Origin of the sequence: Streptomyces sp. NPDC056296, assembly GCF_042268605.1 — a bacterium.
Classification (GTDB): domain Bacteria; phylum Actinomycetota; class Actinomycetes; order Streptomycetales; family Streptomycetaceae; genus Streptomyces.
Genome location: NZ_JBHJRX010000064.1, coordinates 30,991 through 46,845, shown reverse-complemented (window position 1 = coordinate 46,845; position 15,855 = coordinate 30,991). Strand labels below are relative to the sequence as shown.

Annotated in this window: 13 protein-coding genes; 10 read left to right on the top strand and 3 right to left on the bottom strand. The window is 71.7% G+C overall.

The window, feature by feature from the left end:
• Nucleotides 1–1,065 precede the first annotated feature (1,065 nt).
• The 5 genes from ACFCZF_RS34435 (at nt 1,066) to ACFCZF_RS34415 (ending at nt 5,293) form a co-directional block, all read left to right on the top strand.
• Entirely contained in the window at nt 1,066–1,884 is an 819-nt protein-coding gene (locus tag ACFCZF_RS34435; RefSeq protein ID WP_376674981.1) for a transposase, read from the top strand.
• Nucleotides 1,885–1,916: 32 nt separating this feature from the next.
• A complete protein-coding gene (pcaC, locus tag ACFCZF_RS34430; RefSeq protein WP_376674980.1) occupies nt 1,917–3,287 on the top strand; it encodes a 4-carboxymuconolactone decarboxylase in 1,371 nt (456 codons plus the stop codon).
• Nucleotides 3,288–3,331: 44 nt separating this feature from the next.
• A complete protein-coding gene (locus tag ACFCZF_RS34425; RefSeq protein ID WP_376674979.1) occupies nt 3,332–3,967 on the top strand; it encodes an MBL fold metallo-hydrolase in 636 nt (211 codons plus the stop codon).
• A gap of 65 nt (nt 3,968–4,032) precedes the next feature.
• Nucleotides 4,033–4,812: an exodeoxyribonuclease III gene (locus ACFCZF_RS34420; protein ID WP_375917705.1), complete on the top strand. Its 780-nt coding sequence runs from the start codon at nt 4,033–4,035 to the stop codon at nt 4,810–4,812.
• A 73-nt stretch (nt 4,813–4,885) separates the two neighbouring features.
• Nucleotides 4,886–5,293 carry a DUF6278 family protein gene (locus ACFCZF_RS34415; RefSeq protein ID WP_376674978.1) on the top strand — a complete coding sequence of 136 codons (408 nt, stop codon included), beginning with the start codon at nt 4,886–4,888 and terminating at the stop codon, nt 5,291–5,293.
• Between the two features lie 235 nt (nt 5,294–5,528).
• Here the strand turns inward: ACFCZF_RS34415 and ACFCZF_RS34410 are convergent, their stop codons facing one another.
• The gene (locus tag ACFCZF_RS34410; RefSeq protein ID WP_375917711.1) at nt 5,529–6,287 is read right to left on the bottom strand and encodes a hypothetical protein; all 759 of its coding nucleotides are present in this window, start codon (nt 6,285–6,287) and stop codon (nt 5,529–5,531) included.
• A 130-nt stretch (nt 6,288–6,417) separates the two neighbouring features.
• Between ACFCZF_RS34410 and ggt the strand changes: the two genes are divergently transcribed.
• Nucleotides 6,418–8,220: a gamma-glutamyltransferase gene (gene ggt / locus ACFCZF_RS34405; protein WP_376674977.1), complete on the top strand. Its 1,803-nt coding sequence runs from the start codon at nt 6,418–6,420 to the stop codon at nt 8,218–8,220.
• A gap of 6 nt (nt 8,221–8,226) precedes the next feature.
• Here the strand turns inward: ggt and ACFCZF_RS34400 are convergent, their stop codons facing one another.
• The gene (locus ACFCZF_RS34400; protein WP_376674976.1) at nt 8,227–10,755 is read right to left on the bottom strand and encodes an ATP-dependent Clp protease ATP-binding subunit; all 2,529 of its coding nucleotides are present in this window, start codon (nt 10,753–10,755) and stop codon (nt 8,227–8,229) included.
• Between the two features lie 131 nt (nt 10,756–10,886).
• On the bottom strand, nt 10,887–11,663 hold the full coding sequence (map, locus tag ACFCZF_RS34395) for a type I methionyl aminopeptidase (RefSeq protein WP_376674975.1): 777 nt from the start codon (nt 11,661–11,663) through the stop codon (nt 10,887–10,889).
• A 78-nt stretch (nt 11,664–11,741) separates the two neighbouring features.
• Here map and ACFCZF_RS34390 point away from each other — a divergent pair, with 78 nt between their 5' ends.
• The 4 genes from ACFCZF_RS34390 to ACFCZF_RS34375 all read left to right on the top strand — a co-directional run bounded on the left by ACFCZF_RS34390 (nt 11,742) and on the right by ACFCZF_RS34375 (nt 15,844).
• A complete protein-coding gene (locus ACFCZF_RS34390) occupies nt 11,742–11,993 on the top strand; it encodes a helix-turn-helix domain-containing protein (RefSeq protein WP_375917721.1) in 252 nt (83 codons plus the stop codon).
• A gap of 125 nt (nt 11,994–12,118) precedes the next feature.
• Nucleotides 12,119–13,543 carry a hypothetical protein gene (locus ACFCZF_RS34385; protein WP_376674974.1) on the top strand — a complete coding sequence of 475 codons (1,425 nt, stop codon included), beginning with the start codon at nt 12,119–12,121 and terminating at the stop codon, nt 13,541–13,543.
• A 178-nt stretch (nt 13,544–13,721) separates the two neighbouring features.
• On the top strand, nt 13,722–14,564 hold the full coding sequence (locus ACFCZF_RS34380) for a nitrilase-related carbon-nitrogen hydrolase (RefSeq protein WP_376674973.1): 843 nt from the start codon (nt 13,722–13,724) through the stop codon (nt 14,562–14,564).
• Complete coding sequence (locus ACFCZF_RS34375) at nt 14,561–15,844, top strand: aspartate aminotransferase family protein (RefSeq protein WP_376674972.1); 1,284 nt, start codon at nt 14,561–14,563, stop codon at nt 15,842–15,844. Before ACFCZF_RS34380 ends, ACFCZF_RS34375 begins: the two co-directional genes overlap by 4 nt.
• Nucleotides 15,845–15,855: the final 11 nt, after the last annotated feature.

The following is a 15,855-nucleotide window of genomic DNA, read 5'->3' as shown; positions in this document are numbered from 1 at the left end:
AACCCGCGCAGACAGTGGCGCGAGCTGATGGAGGCCCGCCGCCACCTGTACGAGGAGGTCGCCACGGTCGTCGTGGCCACCGACGGGCGTACGCCCGAAGAAGTCACTGAGGCCCTCCTGCTGGGCGAGCGAGAGGTGTGACCGTCGACTGCCATTTCCCCTCCTCCATGGGTAGGCGCGTCGCAGCGCGGCCACGCGAACGTGTGGCGTCTTATCCGGATGCTCGAGACAGTTCAGTGCAGTACTGAGAATCAACGTGCCGTAGACCGCTAGGGCGTTACTGCTGGCTGGTGACGACTTTTGCCGAGCTGCTGTCCGTGTTCTCGCGGTGACCCGCTATATAGCTTATGGGCAGCCGTGTGCCAGAAAGAGGGGGCGAAGTCGTTCGTGCGATGGCGATGCAAGGCGCCTGGTAAAACGGGTCACGAGGCTGTCTTTCGTTGCCGGTCACAAGTGGGTGGGGAGTCAACCTATTGTCAGCCCGCTCCGGCCAGGTTGAGCACCAGTTCGGGCGAAGCCCCCCCCGGCTGTGGTCGGGTCATGCAGGTGCGCGGGATTGATGGAACGGTTGCGCAGTGCCCCCGGGCGGAGGTCTGACCCATGAGATCTATGACCGAAGTGACCAGTCACGGACCTGTCGACTGTCGTCACAGGATGGTGCCTGCTGTCACCGAGCCGCAGGGCGTGTCCCCATAGGAGCCTTGCCGACGATCAGGCGCCACCACAGTCCAGACAGCCCGAGCCAGTGACGGCTACTCAGCACGTCACGAAGCCGGAGGCGAACCATCATGACGACCGGACAACGCAACATCTCCTCCGGCAGGATCCTCCCGTTCGGCGCGAGATCGTCCTGAACGTGGACACCCACGGGGAAGTTCATGTCGCCGCCGTGATCTCCCTGCTCGGGAAGGTCCTGGGTATTGAGCCCTCTCGGTGACGGTGGCTGGCTACCGTCAGATGCTTGCCTGGGCCCGCAAGCGGGGGACGGTGCGCCGAGCCGGCGTAGAGGGCACGGGCACCTTCGGCACGGCCCTGACCCGTTATCTGCTGGGCCAGTAGATTCAGATGTTCGATGCGAACCGGCCCGACCGTTCGGCCCGCAGGCTGCTCGGGAAGTCGGATCCGCTCGATGCACAGGCCGCTGCGAGGGCCGTGCTCAGTAATCGTGCTCGAGCCTGGGCGAAATCCGGCGACGGTCCGGTGCACAGCGCCCGGATCTACAAGCTCGCCAAGGACTCCGCGGTCAAGGCCCGCACCCAGGCGATCAACCAGCTCAAGGCCGTCCTGGTCATCGCCGACCCCGCCCTGCGGGAACGAATGTCGGGCCTCGGTAACGCCGAGTTGTTCCGCACCTGCGCGACCCTCGGCCCACCCGACGGTGGGGGAGACGAGGACGCGGTGACCCAGGCCACCCACATGACGCTGCGCATGCTTGCCGAGCGCATCGGACAGCTCACCGCTCAGATCAACGAGCTGAACCAGCGCCTGACCCGGCTCGTCGAACTCCACGCCACGCAGCTGCTCGAACCGGTGGGCATCGGCCCGGACAGCGCCGTCACTCTCCTGATCACCATGGGGGACAATCCCGAGCGGCTGAACTCAGAGGCGTCCTTTGCTGCCCTTTGCGGGGTCAGTCCCATCGAGTATTCGTCGGGGATACGGCGCACGCGCCGACTCAACCACGGCGGCGACCGCCAGGCCAACGCCGCCCTGCACCGCATCGTCTTCACCCGGCTACGCCACGACCCCCGAACCCAGGCGTACTACGAACGCCGCACCCAGGAGGGCAAGACCCGGCGCGAGATCGTCCGGTGCCTCAAGCGGTATGCCGCCCGCGGGGTCTTCAACCTGGTCAGACCGGTTTCCCGCACCCCCTCGTTTTAGCGGCGTCTGTGAGACGTGAGAGGCTCTGGGACGTGAGTGAGACACCGCCGAACACCCTGCAATACCGCTTTGACGGGCCGGAAGACGCTCCGGTTCTGATCCTGGGGCCGTCCCTCGGTACCACATGGCACATGTGGGACCGGCAGGTGCCCGAGTTGGCGCAGCAGTGGCGGGTCTTCCGCTTCGACCTGCCGGGACACGGCGGCGCCGCCGCGCACCCGGCGGGCTCCGTCGTCGAGCTCACCACGCGTCTGCTGGCCACCCTCGACGGACTCGGCGTGCAGCGCTTCGGCTACGCGGGCTGCGCCTTCGGCGGTGCCGTGGGCATCGAACTGGCTCTGCGCCATCCCGAACGCCTCGCCTCCCTCGCGCTGATCGCCGCCTCGCCGCGCTTCGGCACGGCCGACGAGTTCCGCCAGCGCGGCGTGATCGTCCGTACGAACGGGCTGGACCCCATCGCCCGCAGCTCGCCCGAGCGGTGGTTCACGGGAGGGTTCGCCGCCGCCCAGCCCGCGATCACCGAGTGGGCCGTGCAGATGGTGCGGACCACCGACCCCGGCTGCTACATCGCCGCCTGCGAAGCGCTCGCCGCGTTCGACGTCCGTGGCGAACTCGGGCAGGTCGGCGTCCCGACCCTGGTCCTGGTCGGCTCCGACGACCAGGTCACCGGCCCCGCCGAGGCCCGCACCCTGGTCGCCGGTATCCCGGACGCCCGCCTCGCCGTCGTCCCCGGCGCCTCCCACCTGGTCCCGGTCGAGCAGCCCGCGGCCGTCACCGACCTGCTGGTGCGGCACTTCACCACCGCCTGGCAGACCGGCCACGACGCCTCCACGGGCCAGATCGCCGTCCCGGCCGCCCACGTGACCCCACCCGCCGCCCCCGCGGGAACCGCGGGACCCGCGGCCCTCGCGGCCTCGGCCGCCCCCGTCCAGCCGGCCATGGCCCCGCCGCCGCAGTCGGCCGCGCCCATCGCCGAGATCGCCCCGGCCGCCGTACCGACGCAGGCCCCGGCGCAGGGACGGCCCGACCCGTACGAGGCGGGACTCAAGGTGCGCCGCGAAGTGCTCGGCGACGCGCACGTCGACCAGGCGCTGGAGCGGGCGGACGAGTTCTCGGGCGACTTCCAGGAGCTCCTCACCCGGTACGCGTGGGGCGAGGTCTGGGACCGGCCCGGTCTGGACCGGCGCACCCGCAGCTGCGTCACCCTCACCGCCCTCGTCGCCGGCGGCCACCTGGAGGAACTCGCGCCCCACCTCCGGGCCGCCCTGCGCAACGGCCTCACCCCCGGCGAGATCAAGGAAGTACTGCTCCAGGCGGCCGTCTACTGCGGCGTACCGGCCGCGAACGGCGCCTTTCGGGTGGCGCAGCAGGTCATCCGGGAGGAGACCACGCCGCCCGAGTGAGTCCTGCCCGGCCGTGCGCCGGCCCGCGGCGGCAGGATGGAGTCATGAAGCTCACCAAGAAGTCGCACGCCTGCGTCCGCCTCGAGAAGGACGGGCGGACGCTCGTCCTGGACCCCGGCGGATTCAGCGAGGAGGATGCCGCCCTCGGCGCGGACGCGATCCTCGTCACCCACGAGCACCCCGACCACTTCGACGAGCTGCGGCTGCGCGCCGCGATGGAGGACAACCCGGCCGCCGAGATCTGGACGCTGAAGTCGGTCGCGGAGAAGATCTCGGCGGCGTTCCCGGGCCGCGTGCACACCGTCGGCCACGGCGACACCTTCACCGCCGCGGGCTTCGACGTGCAGGTCCACGGCGAGCTGCACGCGGTGATCCACCCGGACATCCCCCGCGTCACCAACGTCGGCTTCCTCGTCGACGGCGGCAAGGTCTTCCACCCCGGCGACGCCCTCACCGTCCCCGACCACCCGGTGGAGACGCTGATGCTCCCGGTCATGGCGCCGTGGAACAAGATCTCCGAGGTCATCGACTACGTCCGTGAGGTGAGGCCGCAGCGCGCCTACGACATCCACGACGCCCTCCTCACCGACCTCGCCCGACCGATCTACGACCGCCAGGTCGGCGAACTGGGCGGTGCCGAGCACCTGCGGCTCACCCCGGGGGACTCCGCACGAGTGTGAGGCCCCCGACCGGTGACGACCCGGGCGGGACGGGGTTGTCAGTCCCGCCCGGTAGGTTGTGGGACATGCGCATCGCGACCTGGAACGTGAACTCGATCACCGCCCGCCTGCCGAGGCTCCTCGCCTGGCTGGAGAGCAGCGGCACCGACGTGCTGTGCCTCCAGGAGGCCAAGGTCGCCGAGGAGCAGTTCCCCTTCGACGAGCTGCGCGAGAAGGGCTACGAGGCGGCGGTGCACGCCACCGGCCGGTGGAACGGCGTGGCGGTGCTCTCCCGCGTGGGCCTGGAGGACGTGGTCAAGGGCCTGCCCGGCGACCCCGGCTACGACGGCGCACAGGAGCCCCGCGCGATCTCCGCCACCTGCGGCCCGGTCCGCGTCTGGTCGGTGTACGTGCCCAACGGCCGCGAGGTGGAGCACCCCCACTACGCCTACAAGCTCCAGTGGCTCGAGGCGCTGCGCGCGGCCGTCGAGGGCGACGCGACCGGCAGCCGCCCGTTCGCGGTGATGGGCGATTACAACGTCGCCCCGACCGACGACGACGTCCACGACCGCGCCGCCTTCGAGGACTCCACCCACGTCACCCCCGCCGAGCGTGCCGCCCTCGCCTCCCTGCGCGGCGCCGGCCTGTCCGACGTGGTCCCGCGCCCGCTCAAGTACGACCACCCCTTCACCTACTGGGACTACCGCCAGCTCTGCTTCCCCAAGAACCGCGGCATGCGCATCGACCTGGTGTATGGCAACGAGCCCTTCGCCAAGGCGGTCACCGACTCCTACGTCGACCGCGAGGAGCGCAAGGGCAAGGGCGCCTCCGACCACGCGCCGGTCGTGGTGGACCTGGACGTGTAGGCGCCCCCGGCCTCCCGCGCCGCTCCTGCGTGCCCTGTGGTGCACATGGCGGTACGAATGACAGTCTGGAGGTATGAACTTCCCCTTCCTGGGCAAGCGGCGCGAAGATCACCGGGCTCACGACGCCGAGGGCATCGGTGACCTGCTCGCCGACTGTGATCTGCTGCGCTCCCAGGCCTTGCGGGAGGGTGTCCGGCTCGACGACTCCGAGGTCTCGCTGGAGCAGCTCGACCAGGTGCTGCCGCGCTGGCGGAGCGACGAGGAGATCCTGACCTGGCTCGGCAACGACGCCGGTCTGTACCTCGGCACCGTGATCGTGCGCACCGTGCCCGGCGCCGCCTGGTCCATCCGGTCCGACGGTCAGCCCGTCGTCCGGCTCGCCTCCGGCCGGGAGTTCGACGTGGTGGAGTCCGGCCACGCGTGGGCGGCGGACGGCGTGCCCGAGCTCTCGCAACTGTACGGCGAAGTCGCGGAAGCGTGAGGGCGTCCAACCTTTGGCCCAACGATCGCCTTAAATAGGGCTAATGCCCGTAAGGTGCGTGTCGTTGGCATACCTGCCGTTTGTGTCGATACGTTGCAGTGGTCAGGTCACACAGGTCACACACGAACGCACAGGGGCATGCGCAGGGTGCAGCCGGAGATCACTGCTCGCGCGGCGGATCGGACACCAGGACGGGCCGTCCGCAGGCGAGAAGAAGGTCAGCTGCACACCGGTCCTAGGCCCGGTGGGAGTTGCGGGTCGTCGGCGCCGGTGTCGGCAGGGGGCTCGTCGCCGCCCGGGTCACGTCCCCGACGAGCTCGACGACATCCGGGCCGTACGCCTGCGAGTTGACCACCTTCAGCAGCAGCACGAAGGAGTTGTTGCCGTGCTTGCGGGCGAGCTTCTCGTGGTGACGCGCGAGGTAGCGGGTGGCGGCCTGGTTGGTGATCGCGCGCTGACCGCAGAACAGGAAGGCGGGCCGGGCCTCGCGCCGGTCCCCGGCGGTGAGACGGGCCAGCAGGACGTACTCCGTGATGCCCGCGTCCATGCGGTAGCGCTCGCCACCGATCTGGAAGGCGCCGCGGTCCGGGCCCGGCTCCGGATCGACGTTGATCCGCACCCCGGGCAACATGGCCGCCATGTGGGCCACCATGCGCCGGTTCGACCCGGGACCGCCCACGCAGAACTCCGTACGCTCGCCGAAGCCCTGGTGGACCATGTCCTGGGTGACCACCTGGACGTGCGCGCCGCAGTCCTTGATCAGGGCGGACAGCTCCAGCAGCGCGAAGACGTCGAAGCGGTGGACCGCGGGTTCGGAGGCGGCGGGGTCCCGGTTGACGACCAGCAGCGACTCGGAACTGTCCGGCAGCCCGAAGAACGCCTGCTTGCGGCGGAGTCTGCGCTTCCACAGGTAGGTGCGGGCGAACCAGCCCAGCGCGGCGCTGATGCCGGCCGCGACCACGCCGAGGACGATGTTGCGTACGTCGTCAGTCATGGGCGCGCATGCTAGCGGGCGTCGGCGTACCGGTGTTCGACGGGCCGCGGTGCAGGCGCTCCCCACGTGCTCCTGACGCGACCATGGCGATCAACTAAGCTGCCCGAACGGCCCTTCCCTGGAGGTGCGGATGCGTCGCCCTGTCGCACGGAAACTGACGGTTCTGGCGGTCTCGGTCGCCGTGGTGTCGGTGGGGGCGGCGGCGCCACCCACCGCCCAGAGCAGACCCGCCGCCCCGAAGACCCCGGTCGCCGTCGGCTACGGCGGCGCGGTCGCCAGCGTCGACCCGGACGCCTCCGCCGCCGGCATCGAGATCCTGCGCAAGGGCGGCAACGCCGTCGACGCCGCCGTGGCCACCGCGGCCGCCCTGGGTGTCACCGAGCCCTACTCCGCCGGCATCGGCGGAGGCGGCTACTTCGTCTACTACGACGCCAAGTCCCGTACGGTGCGCACCATCGACGGCCGCGAGACCGCTCCGCTGACCGCCGACGAGAACCTCTTCACGGAGAACGGCGAGCCGATCCCCTTCGCCGACGCCGTCAGCAGCGGCCTCGCCGTCGGCACCCCGGGCACACCCGCCACCTGGCAGACCGCGCTCGACAAGTGGGGCAGCCGGAGGCTCGGCTCCGTGCTCAAGCCCGCCGAGCACCTGGCCCGGCACGGCTTCACCGTCGACGACACCTTCCGCTCCCAGACCGCCGCCAACGAACAGCGGTTCCGTTACTTCCCGGACACCACCGAGTTGTTCCTGCCGGGCGGCGAACTCCCGGTCGTCGGCTCCACGTTCAAGAACCCGGACCTGGCGCGCACCTACAAGGAACTGGGCCGCGAGGGCGTCGGCGCGATCTACCACGGTGAACTCGGCGAGGACATCGTCGCCACCGTCAACGAGCCCCCCGTCGACCCGGACTCCGGCTGGAACGCCCGCCCCGGCGACCTGTCCGCGAAGGACCTCGCGGCCTACGAGACCAAGCTCCAGGCGCCGACCCGGACCTCGTACCGCGGCCTGAACGTCTACTCCATCGCGCCCTCCTCCTCCGGCGGCACCACGGTCGGCGAGGCCCTCAACATCCTGGAGCGCACCGACCTCTCCAAGGCGAGCAAGGCCCGTTACCTGCACCGCTTCATCGAGGCGAGCCGTATCGCCTTCGCCGACCGGGGGCGCTGGGTCGGCGACCCCGCCTTCGAGGACGTACCCACGAAGGAACTGCTGTCCCAGCGGTACGCCGACTCGCGCGAGTGCCTGATCAAGGACGACGCGGCGCTCACCAGCCCCCTCGCGCCCGGCGACCCGAGGCACCCCGCACCCTGCGCGCGCGGCGGGACGGCGGCGCCGACGACGTACGAGGGGGAGAGCACCACGCACCTGACGGTGGCCGACAGGTGGGGGAACGTCGTCGCCTACACGCTCACCATCGAGCAGACCGGCGGCAGCGGCATCACCGTGCCCGACCGCGGCTTCCTGCTCAACAACGAGCTGACGGACTTCTCCTTCGCCCCGGCCAACCCGGCCGTCCACGACCCGAACCTGCCGGGCCCCGGCAAGCGCCCGCGGTCGTCGATCGCGCCGACGATCGTGCTGGACCAGCACCACAAGCCGGTCGTCGCGGTCGGTTCGCCCGGCGGCGCCACCATCATCACCACCGTGCTCCAGACCCTCACCGGCGTCATCGACCGCGGACTCCCGCTCGTCGACGCGATCGCCGCCCCGCGCGCCAGCCAGCGCAACGCCGCGCAGACGGAACTCGAACCCGGGCTCTACGACAGCGGACTGCGGGGCGAGCTGGAGGCGCTCGGGCACTCGTTCAAGTCCAACCCCGAGATCGGCGCGGCGACCGGCGTGCAGCGGCTGCCGAACGGCAAGTGGCTGGCCGCCGCCGAGAAGGAACGGCGCGGCGGTGGTTCGGCGATGGTGGTCAGGCCCGTCGGGTAGCGCGGGTCACAGTTCGGGGACGGGCCGCTCGGGCGTCCGGAACGCCAGCCGCCCGTCCTCGACGTCGACCGTCACCCGGCCGCCGTCCGCGATGCGGCCGTCCAGCAGCAGCCGGGACAGCTCGTTGTCGACCTCGCGCTGGATGGTGCGGCGCAGCGGACGGGCGCCGTACTCGGGCTGGTAGCCACGTTCGGCGAGCCAGTCCACGGCCGCGTCGGTGAACTCGGCGGTGACGCCCTGCGCGTGCACCATCCGGCGGGTCTGCTCCAGGAGCAGGCTGGTGATCTGCCGCAGTTGTTCGCCGCTGAGCTGGCGGAAGACGACGATCTCGTCGATGCGGTTGAGGAATTCGGGCCGGAAGTGCTCGCGCAGCGGGCGCAACACCTGCTCGCGCCGGGCCTCCTCGTCAGCCTCCGAACCACCGGGGCCGAAGCCGATACCCGCTCCGCGCCGGGTGATCACGTCGGAGCCCAGGTTGCTGGTCATCACGACGACCGTGTTGCTGAAGTCCACCGTCCGGCCCTGCGAGTCGGTCAGCCGCCCGTCGTCCAGCACCTGGAGCAGGATGTTGAAGACGTCCGGGTGCGCCTTCTCCACCTCGTCGAGCAGGAGCAGCGAGTACGGGTGCCTGCGCACCACCTCGGTGAGCTGGCCGGCCTCCTCGTGCCCGACGTAGCCGGGCGGGGCGCCGACCAGGCGGCTGACGGTGTGGCGTTCCTGGTACTCGCTCATGTCGAGCCGGACCATGCGGTCCTCGCTGCCGAACAGTGCCTCCGCCAGCGCCCGCGCCAGCTCGGTCTTGCCGACGCCGGTCGGGCCGAGGAAGAGGAAGCTGCCGATGGGCCGGTCGGGGCTGGCGAGCCCGGCGCGGGAGCGCAGTACGGCGTCGGAGACGACCCGTACGGCCTCGTCCTGGCCGACGACCCGCTCGTGCAGGTGGGACTCCAGGCCCAGCAGGCGGTCCTTCTCCTCCTGGGTGAGGCTGCTGACCGGGATGCCGGTCTGCCGGGACACCACCTCGGCGATGGACTCGGTGCCGACCACCAGGTTCAGGCCCTCGTCGGCCTCGCCGCCGCCGTCGGCCTCGGTGATCCGCTGCTTCAGCTCGGTGATCCGGTCCCGTAGTTGCGTGGCCTGCTCGTACTGCTCGTCCGTGACCGCCTGGTCCTTGTCCCGGATCAGCTGGTCGACCTCGCGCTCCATGGCGCGTACGTCCGTGCCCTTGGTGCGGGCCCGCAGCCGCACCCGGGCGCCGGCCTGGTCGATCAGGTCGATGGCCTTGTCCGGCAGCCGGCGGTCGGTGAGGTAGCGGTCGGACATCTCCACGGCCGCCACCAGCGCCTCGTCGGTGTAGCGGACCTGGTGGTGGGCCTCGTAGCGGTCGCGCAGGCCGCGCAGGATCTCGATCGCGTCCGCGGTGGTGGGCTCGGGCACCAGGATCGGCTGGAAGCGGCGGGCGAGCGCCGCGTCCTTCTCGATCCTGCGGTACTCCTCCAGCGTGGTGGCGCCCACGATGTGCAGCTCCCCGCGGGCCAGGGCCGGCTTGAGGATGTTCCCGGCGTCCATCGAGCCGCCCTCGCCGCCACCGCCCGCGCCGACGACGGTGTGCAGCTCGTCGATGAAGATGATCAGCTGCTCGGAGTGGGCGCGGATCTCGCCCACGATGTTGTTCATCCGCTCCTCGAAGTCGCCCCGGTAGCGGGTGCCGGCGACCACGCCGGTCAGGTCCAGCGCGACCACCCGGCGTCCGATCAGGACGTCGGGCACGTCGCCGTCCGTGATGCGTTGGGCCAGCCCTTCCACCACGGCGGTCTTGCCGACGCCCGCGTCACCGATCAGCACCGGGTTGTTCTTGCCGCGGCGGGAGAGCACCTCCACGGTCTGCTCGATCTCCTCCTCGCGCCCGATCACCGGGTCGATCCGGCCCTGCTGGGCCAGGTCGGTGAGGTCGCGGCCGTACTTGTCCAGGGTCGGCGTGTTCGTGGACCGCGGCCCCTCCGTGCGGCCCTTCGCGGCGTCCGGCGGCTCCGTCGGCAGACCCGAGGGCGCGAACCGGGCCGCGTTCAGGATGTGCCCGGCGGCCGAGTCGGGGTTGGCGGCCAGGGCGCTGAGCACGTGCTCCGGGCCGATGTACCCGGTGCCGGTCGACCGGGCCAGCTCGTGCGCGTCCAGCAGGGCGCGCTTGACGGCCGGGGTCAGGGAGAGCGAGGTCGGCGGCGGGACCTCGCCCGGCGGATGCTGCACCGGGCCGGTCCGCTCGTCGATCTGCGACGCCATCGCGTCGGGGTCGGCACCGGCCCGGCTGAGCAGACCCCGGGTCGGCTCGGTGGCGAGCGCGGCCCGCAGCAGGTGCTCGGTGTCCAGGTCCCGGCTGCCGTGCTCCGCGGCGTACTGGGCGGCGCCGCGCACCAGCTCCCGGGCGGGCTGGCTGAGCAGCCGCCCGATGTCGATCTGCCTCGGCCTGGGCCCGCCGAAGAAGCGTGCCAGGAATTCCGCGAACGGGTCACCCTCCGGGCCCATGAAGCCGCTGCTCATCGTTTCCGGTCCTCCGCTGCCTCGCTGATCGACGTGCCGGGGCCGGGTAACCCGGGCGGGGTGCGCTCATGCCCAACATGACACGTTCTGTTCCTGCGGGCATGTGCGGCAACCCCGGTCCCCGGACCGCCTCAGAGGCCGTCCCGCGAGGTCAGGACGCGCGGACCGGCCTCCGTGATCGCCACCGTGTGCTCCACGTGCGCCGCCCGGGAGCCGTCGTTCGTGCGCAGGGTCCAGCCGTCCGCTGCGCAGTGGTAGTCGTCCCGGCCGCCGCCGATCAGCATGGGCTCGATGGCGATGACCATGCCGTGCCGCAGGGGCAGTCCGCGTCCCGGCCGGCCTTCGTTCGGGACCCCGGGGTCCTCGTGCATGCGCCGGCCGATGCCGTGGCCCCCGAAGTCCTCCATGATCCCGTAGCCGGCCGTCCGGCACACCGAGCCGATGGCGTGCGCGATGTCGCCGATGCGGTTGCCGACGACGGCCGCGTCGATGCCGGCCGCGAGGGCCCGCTCCGCGGACTCGATCAGCGTCACGTCCGCCGCCCGCGGGGTGCCCACGGTGAAGCTGACCGCCGAGTCGCCGGCCCAGCCTGCCAGGATCGCGCCGCAGTCGATGGAGACGAGGTCGCCGTCGCGCAACCGGTAACCGTCCGGGATGCCGTGCACGATCGCGTCGTTCACCGACGCGCAGATGACGGCCGGGAAGGGCGTCGGGGCGAAAGAAGGCCGGTAGCCGAGGAACGGTGACGCCGCCCCCGCCGCCCGCAGCACCTCGTGCGCCACCTCGTCCAGCTCCAGCAGGGACACCCCCACGTCCGCGGCCCGCCGTACGGCGGTCAGGGCGCGTGCGACGACCTGGCCGGCCTCGTACATGGCATCGATCGACGTGTCTGTCTTCAGTTCCACCATGCCAATTACTATACCGGTATTTTAATTGGCTCCGGCCCGCCCCGGTCCGGTACGGGAAACCGGTATTAGAATGACGGCATGGTACGCACACCCCTGACCCCCGAAGAGCGTGAACGCGGCGAGCAGCTCGGGAGGCTGCTGCGTGCGGCCCGCGGCGAGCGGAGCATGACGGAGGTCGCGGCCGAGGCGGGCGTCTCCGCCGAGACCCTGCGCAAGATCGAGACCGGCCGTGCGCCGACCCCGGCGTTCTTCACGGTGTCCGCGCTGGCCCGTGCGCTGGGGCTGTCCATGGACGAGCTGGCGGGGCGGTGCGCACTGGCGGTGGTGTGAGGGTGGTGTGACGACACTCCTCGAAAACTCGCCGTAGCGGCGTCGTAACACGACTGGTGTTCCCTACGTGACCGGGTGGACCGGATGGACCGGACCGGTGTCCTCCGTGGGGCGGGAGTCGAGCGATGGCCGTGGAACAACTGCCGGGTCGGGTACGGCGGTTCGCCCAGTACCTGACCGACCTGCTGACGCTCCTGGACCAGGAGGGCGGCTGGTGCGGAGTGTTCTGGCAGCGCGACCCCGACGGCATGCGGGCCTGTCTCGACGGGCGCGAGATGCCGCCCTGGGACGTGGTGGAGGCCCTGCTCCAGGACTTCGCCGGCCGGTACGGCGCCCCCGCCGCCACGGCGGAGACGGACCGGGCCCGTCCCCTGCACGCCGCCGCGCTCACCGCGTACGACTCCCTCCCCGACGCCCGGGACGCCCTCGGTGACCGGCTCGACGTCATGCTCCGCGAGCAGCGGTACGCCGCCGAACGCCAGGTGGAACTGGGCCGCCTGCTCGCTTCGGCCACCGACCGGGAGGCGGCCGACGCCCTCCGCCTCGACCTGGCCTGGGCCCGCGACGACCACGCCCGGGCAACGGCCAGGTGCGCCGAGATCCGGGCCCGGACGGCGGAGCTGGACCGCCGCACGGAGGCCGTCCGGCTGGGGGAGGCCGGGACGGGCACCGGGATCCGCGCGCCCGACGCCATGGCCACGGAGGGCGGGGCGCAGGCCGCTGGGGGAGGTGCCGTTTCCGAAGGGCCCGAGCGGGCGGGCCGCCCGCTCGGGACGGCACGGCCGCCGCGCGGCAAGGCCGGTGCCGAAGGCGCGGGGCCCCGCAAACGCCGCCGGGGCGGTGCGCGTTTCGCCGGGGTCGTCGAGGAGGACGCGGCCCTCGCCGCCGTAGCGCCGGACCGCCTACCGAGCCCGTTCGCCGCCCCGGAGGGGAAACGCACTCCGCGCGGCGCGCGTTTCGCCGGTACCGCGAAGGCGGTGGAGCAGCCGGCACCACGGCCCGAGCCACCGACCGTGACGGCGGCGGACCGGGCGGCGGCCGACCGCCTCGTCGAGGCGCTGACGCGGCTGCGTGCCGAGGGGCGCGGTGGGGAGGCGCACGCCCTGTTGGCCGAGGCCGCGCACGGGCCCGCCGCCCGCTTCCCGCTGCTCGCCACCCGGCTGGAACAGGCCGGACTCGGCGCCGACTGGACGACCCTGCTGTGGGAGACCGCCTCCCTGCCCGCCGAGAACTTGGTCGCCGCCGCCGACGCCCTCGCCGCGGCCGGACGCGGAGCCGACGGGGAGCAGATCCTGCGGCAGGGCGTGGTACGTCCCGCCGCCGAGATCGGCGCCGCCGTCCTCGCCCTGGTCGCCGAGGGCCGGCACCGCGAGGGCCGCGCGCTCCTCGACGCCTGCGTCCGCGCCCGCACCCCGGAAGAGGCCGCCCGCAGCGCCGAACCCGCCCCGCCGGTCCTCGTACCGCTGTTGCTGGCGGCGGCCCACGGAGTCTCCGACCAACACCACCGGGACCTCGTCCACGCCCTCCGCGTCGCCGGGTTCGCCACCTGAGGCACGCCTCAGCCACCCCACCAGCCCCACCACTCACCCACAGGAGTGCGAATCGCGATCGACACCACGGCTTGGCGACGATGGTCTTGGCAAGCCCGTCCGGCCAGGCTTACGTTCGTCCCTCTACTGCCTGCTCTACGGGCGTAGAGGCTCTGGCGTCGTGTCGAAGGAGCAGCTCATGGCCAACGTCGTACGTGCCGCTCTGGTCCAGGCCACCTGGACCGGCGACACCGAGTCCATGGTGGCGAAACACGAGGAGCACGCCCGGGAGGCGGCCCGGCAGGGGGCCAAGGTCATCGGCTTCCAGGAAGTCTTCAACGCCCCCTACTTCTGCCAGGTCCAGGACCCCGAGCACTACCGCTGGGCCGAGCCCGTGCCCGACGGCCCGACCACCCGCCGCATGCAGGCCCTCGCGCGCGAGACCGGCATGGTGATCGTCGTCCCCGTCTTCGAGGTCGAGCAGTCCGGCTTCTACTACAACACCGCGGCCGTGATCGACGCCGACGGCACCGTCCTCGGGACGTACCGCAAGCATCACATCCCGCAGGTGAAGGGCTTCTGGGAGAAGTTCTACTTCCGTCCCGGCAACCTCGGCTGGCCCGTCTTCGACACCGCCGTGGGCAAGGTCGGCGTCTACATCTGCTACGACCGGCACTTCCCCGAGGGCTGGCGGCAACTCGGCCTCGGCGGCGCCCAGCTGGTCTACAACCCCTCCGCCACGCACCGCGGCCTCTCCGCCCACCTGTGGCGGCTCGAACAGCCCGCCGCGGCCGTCGCCAACGAGTACTTCGTCGCCGCGATCAACCGGGTCGGGCAGGAGGAGTACGGGGACAACGACTTCTACGGGACGTCGTACTTCGTGGACCCGCGCGGGCAGTTCGTCGGCGAGACCGCCAGCGACACCAAGGAGGAACTCGTCGTCCGCGACCTCGACTTCGACCTCATCGACGAGGTGCGGCAGCAGTGGGCCTTCTACCGCGACCGCCGCCCCGACGCCTACGAAGGGCTGGTGCGGCCGTGACCAGGGACCTGTTCGGCCGGCACCGCGCCGTCCTGCCCGACTGGCTCGCCCTGTACTACGAGGACCCGCTGGAGATCACGCACGGCGAGGGCCGCCACGTCTGGGACGCCGCCGGCAACAAGTACCTCGACTTCTTCGGCGGCATCCTCACCACGATGACCGCGCACGCCCTGCCCGAGGTGACCAAGGCCGTGAGCGAGCAGGCCGGGCGGATCATCCACTCCTCCACGCTCTACCTCAACCGGCCCATGGTCGAACTCGCCGAACGCGTCGCCCAGGTATCCGCCATCCCGGACGCCCGCGTCTTCTTCACCACCTCCGGCACCGAGGCCAACGACACCGCGCTGCTGCTCGCCACCGTCCACCGGCGCAGCAACACGATCCTGGCGATGCGCAACAGCTACCACGGCCGCTCCTTCAGCTCGGTCGGCATCACCGGCAACCGCGGCTGGTCCCCGACCTCGCTCTCCCCGCTCCAGACGCTGTACGTCCACGGCGGCGTACGCACCCGCGGCCCCTACGCGCACCTGGACGACCGCGACTTCATCGACGCCTGCGTCGCCGACCTGAAGGACCTCCTCGGCCACACCCGCCCGCCCGCCGCGCTGATCGCCGAACCCGTCCAGGGCGTCGGCGGTTTCACCTCACCGCCGGACGGCCTGTACGCGGCCTTCCGCGAGGTGCTGCACGAGCGGGGCATCCTGTGGATCGCCGACGAGGTGCAGACCGGCTGGGGCCGCACCGGCGAGCACTTCTGGGGCTGGCAGGCCCACGGGCGCGGCGGCCCGCCGGACATCGTGACCTTCGCCAAGGGCATCGGCAACGGCATGTCCGTCGGCGGCGTCATCGCCCGCGCCGAGATCATGAACTGCCTGGACGCCAACAGCATCTCCACCTTCGGCGGCACCCAGGTCACCATGGCGGCCGGCCTCGCCAACCTCACGTACCTCCTGGAACACGACCTCCAGGGCAACGCCCGGCGCGTCGGCGGCATGCTCATCGAACGGCTGCGGGCCGTCGCCGCCCAGGTGCCGCACGTACGGGAGGTGCGCGGGCGCGGGTTGATGATCGGCATCGAGCTGGCCCGGCCCGGCACCGACGAGGCCGCCCCCGAGGCGGCGTCCACCGTGCTGGAGGAGGCCCGCGCGGGCGGGCTGCTCATCGGCAAGGGCGGCGGCCACAGCACCAGCGTCCTGCGCGTCGCCCCGCCCCTGTCCCTCACCGTCGCGGAGGCCGAGGAGGGCGCCGCGATCCTGGAACGCGCTCTGCGGAGCATCTGAGAGCCGCGTCC

Excerpts from the sequence above, each read along its gene's own strand:
- ACFCZF_RS34420 (WP_375917705.1), top strand. The coding sequence starts at position 4,033 with ATGCGCATCGCGACCTGGAACGTGAACTCGATCACCGCCCGCCTGCCG.
- ACFCZF_RS34425 (WP_376674979.1), top strand. The coding sequence starts at position 3,332 with ATGAAGCTCACCAAGAAGTCGCACGCCTGCGTCCGCCTCGAGAAGGAC.
- ACFCZF_RS34400 (WP_376674976.1), bottom strand. The coding sequence starts at position 10,755 with ATGAGCAGCGGCTTCATGGGCCCGGAGGGTGACCCGTTCGCGGAATTC.
- map (WP_376674975.1), bottom strand. The coding sequence starts at position 11,663 with ATGGTGGAACTGAAGACAGACACGTCGATCGATGCCATGTACGAGGCC.
- ACFCZF_RS34380 (WP_376674973.1), top strand. The coding sequence starts at position 13,722 with ATGGCCAACGTCGTACGTGCCGCTCTGGTCCAGGCCACCTGGACCGGC.
- ACFCZF_RS34410 (WP_375917711.1), bottom strand. The coding sequence starts at position 6,287 with ATGACTGACGACGTACGCAACATCGTCCTCGGCGTGGTCGCGGCCGGC.
- ACFCZF_RS34390 (WP_375917721.1), top strand. The coding sequence starts at position 11,742 with ATGGTACGCACACCCCTGACCCCCGAAGAGCGTGAACGCGGCGAGCAG.
- ACFCZF_RS34385 (WP_376674974.1), top strand. The coding sequence starts at position 12,119 with ATGGCCGTGGAACAACTGCCGGGTCGGGTACGGCGGTTCGCCCAGTAC.
- ACFCZF_RS34415 (WP_376674978.1), top strand. The coding sequence starts at position 4,886 with ATGAACTTCCCCTTCCTGGGCAAGCGGCGCGAAGATCACCGGGCTCAC.
- ACFCZF_RS34435 (WP_376674981.1), top strand. The coding sequence starts at position 1,066 with ATGTTCGATGCGAACCGGCCCGACCGTTCGGCCCGCAGGCTGCTCGGG.
- ggt (WP_376674977.1), top strand. The coding sequence starts at position 6,418 with ATGCGTCGCCCTGTCGCACGGAAACTGACGGTTCTGGCGGTCTCGGTC.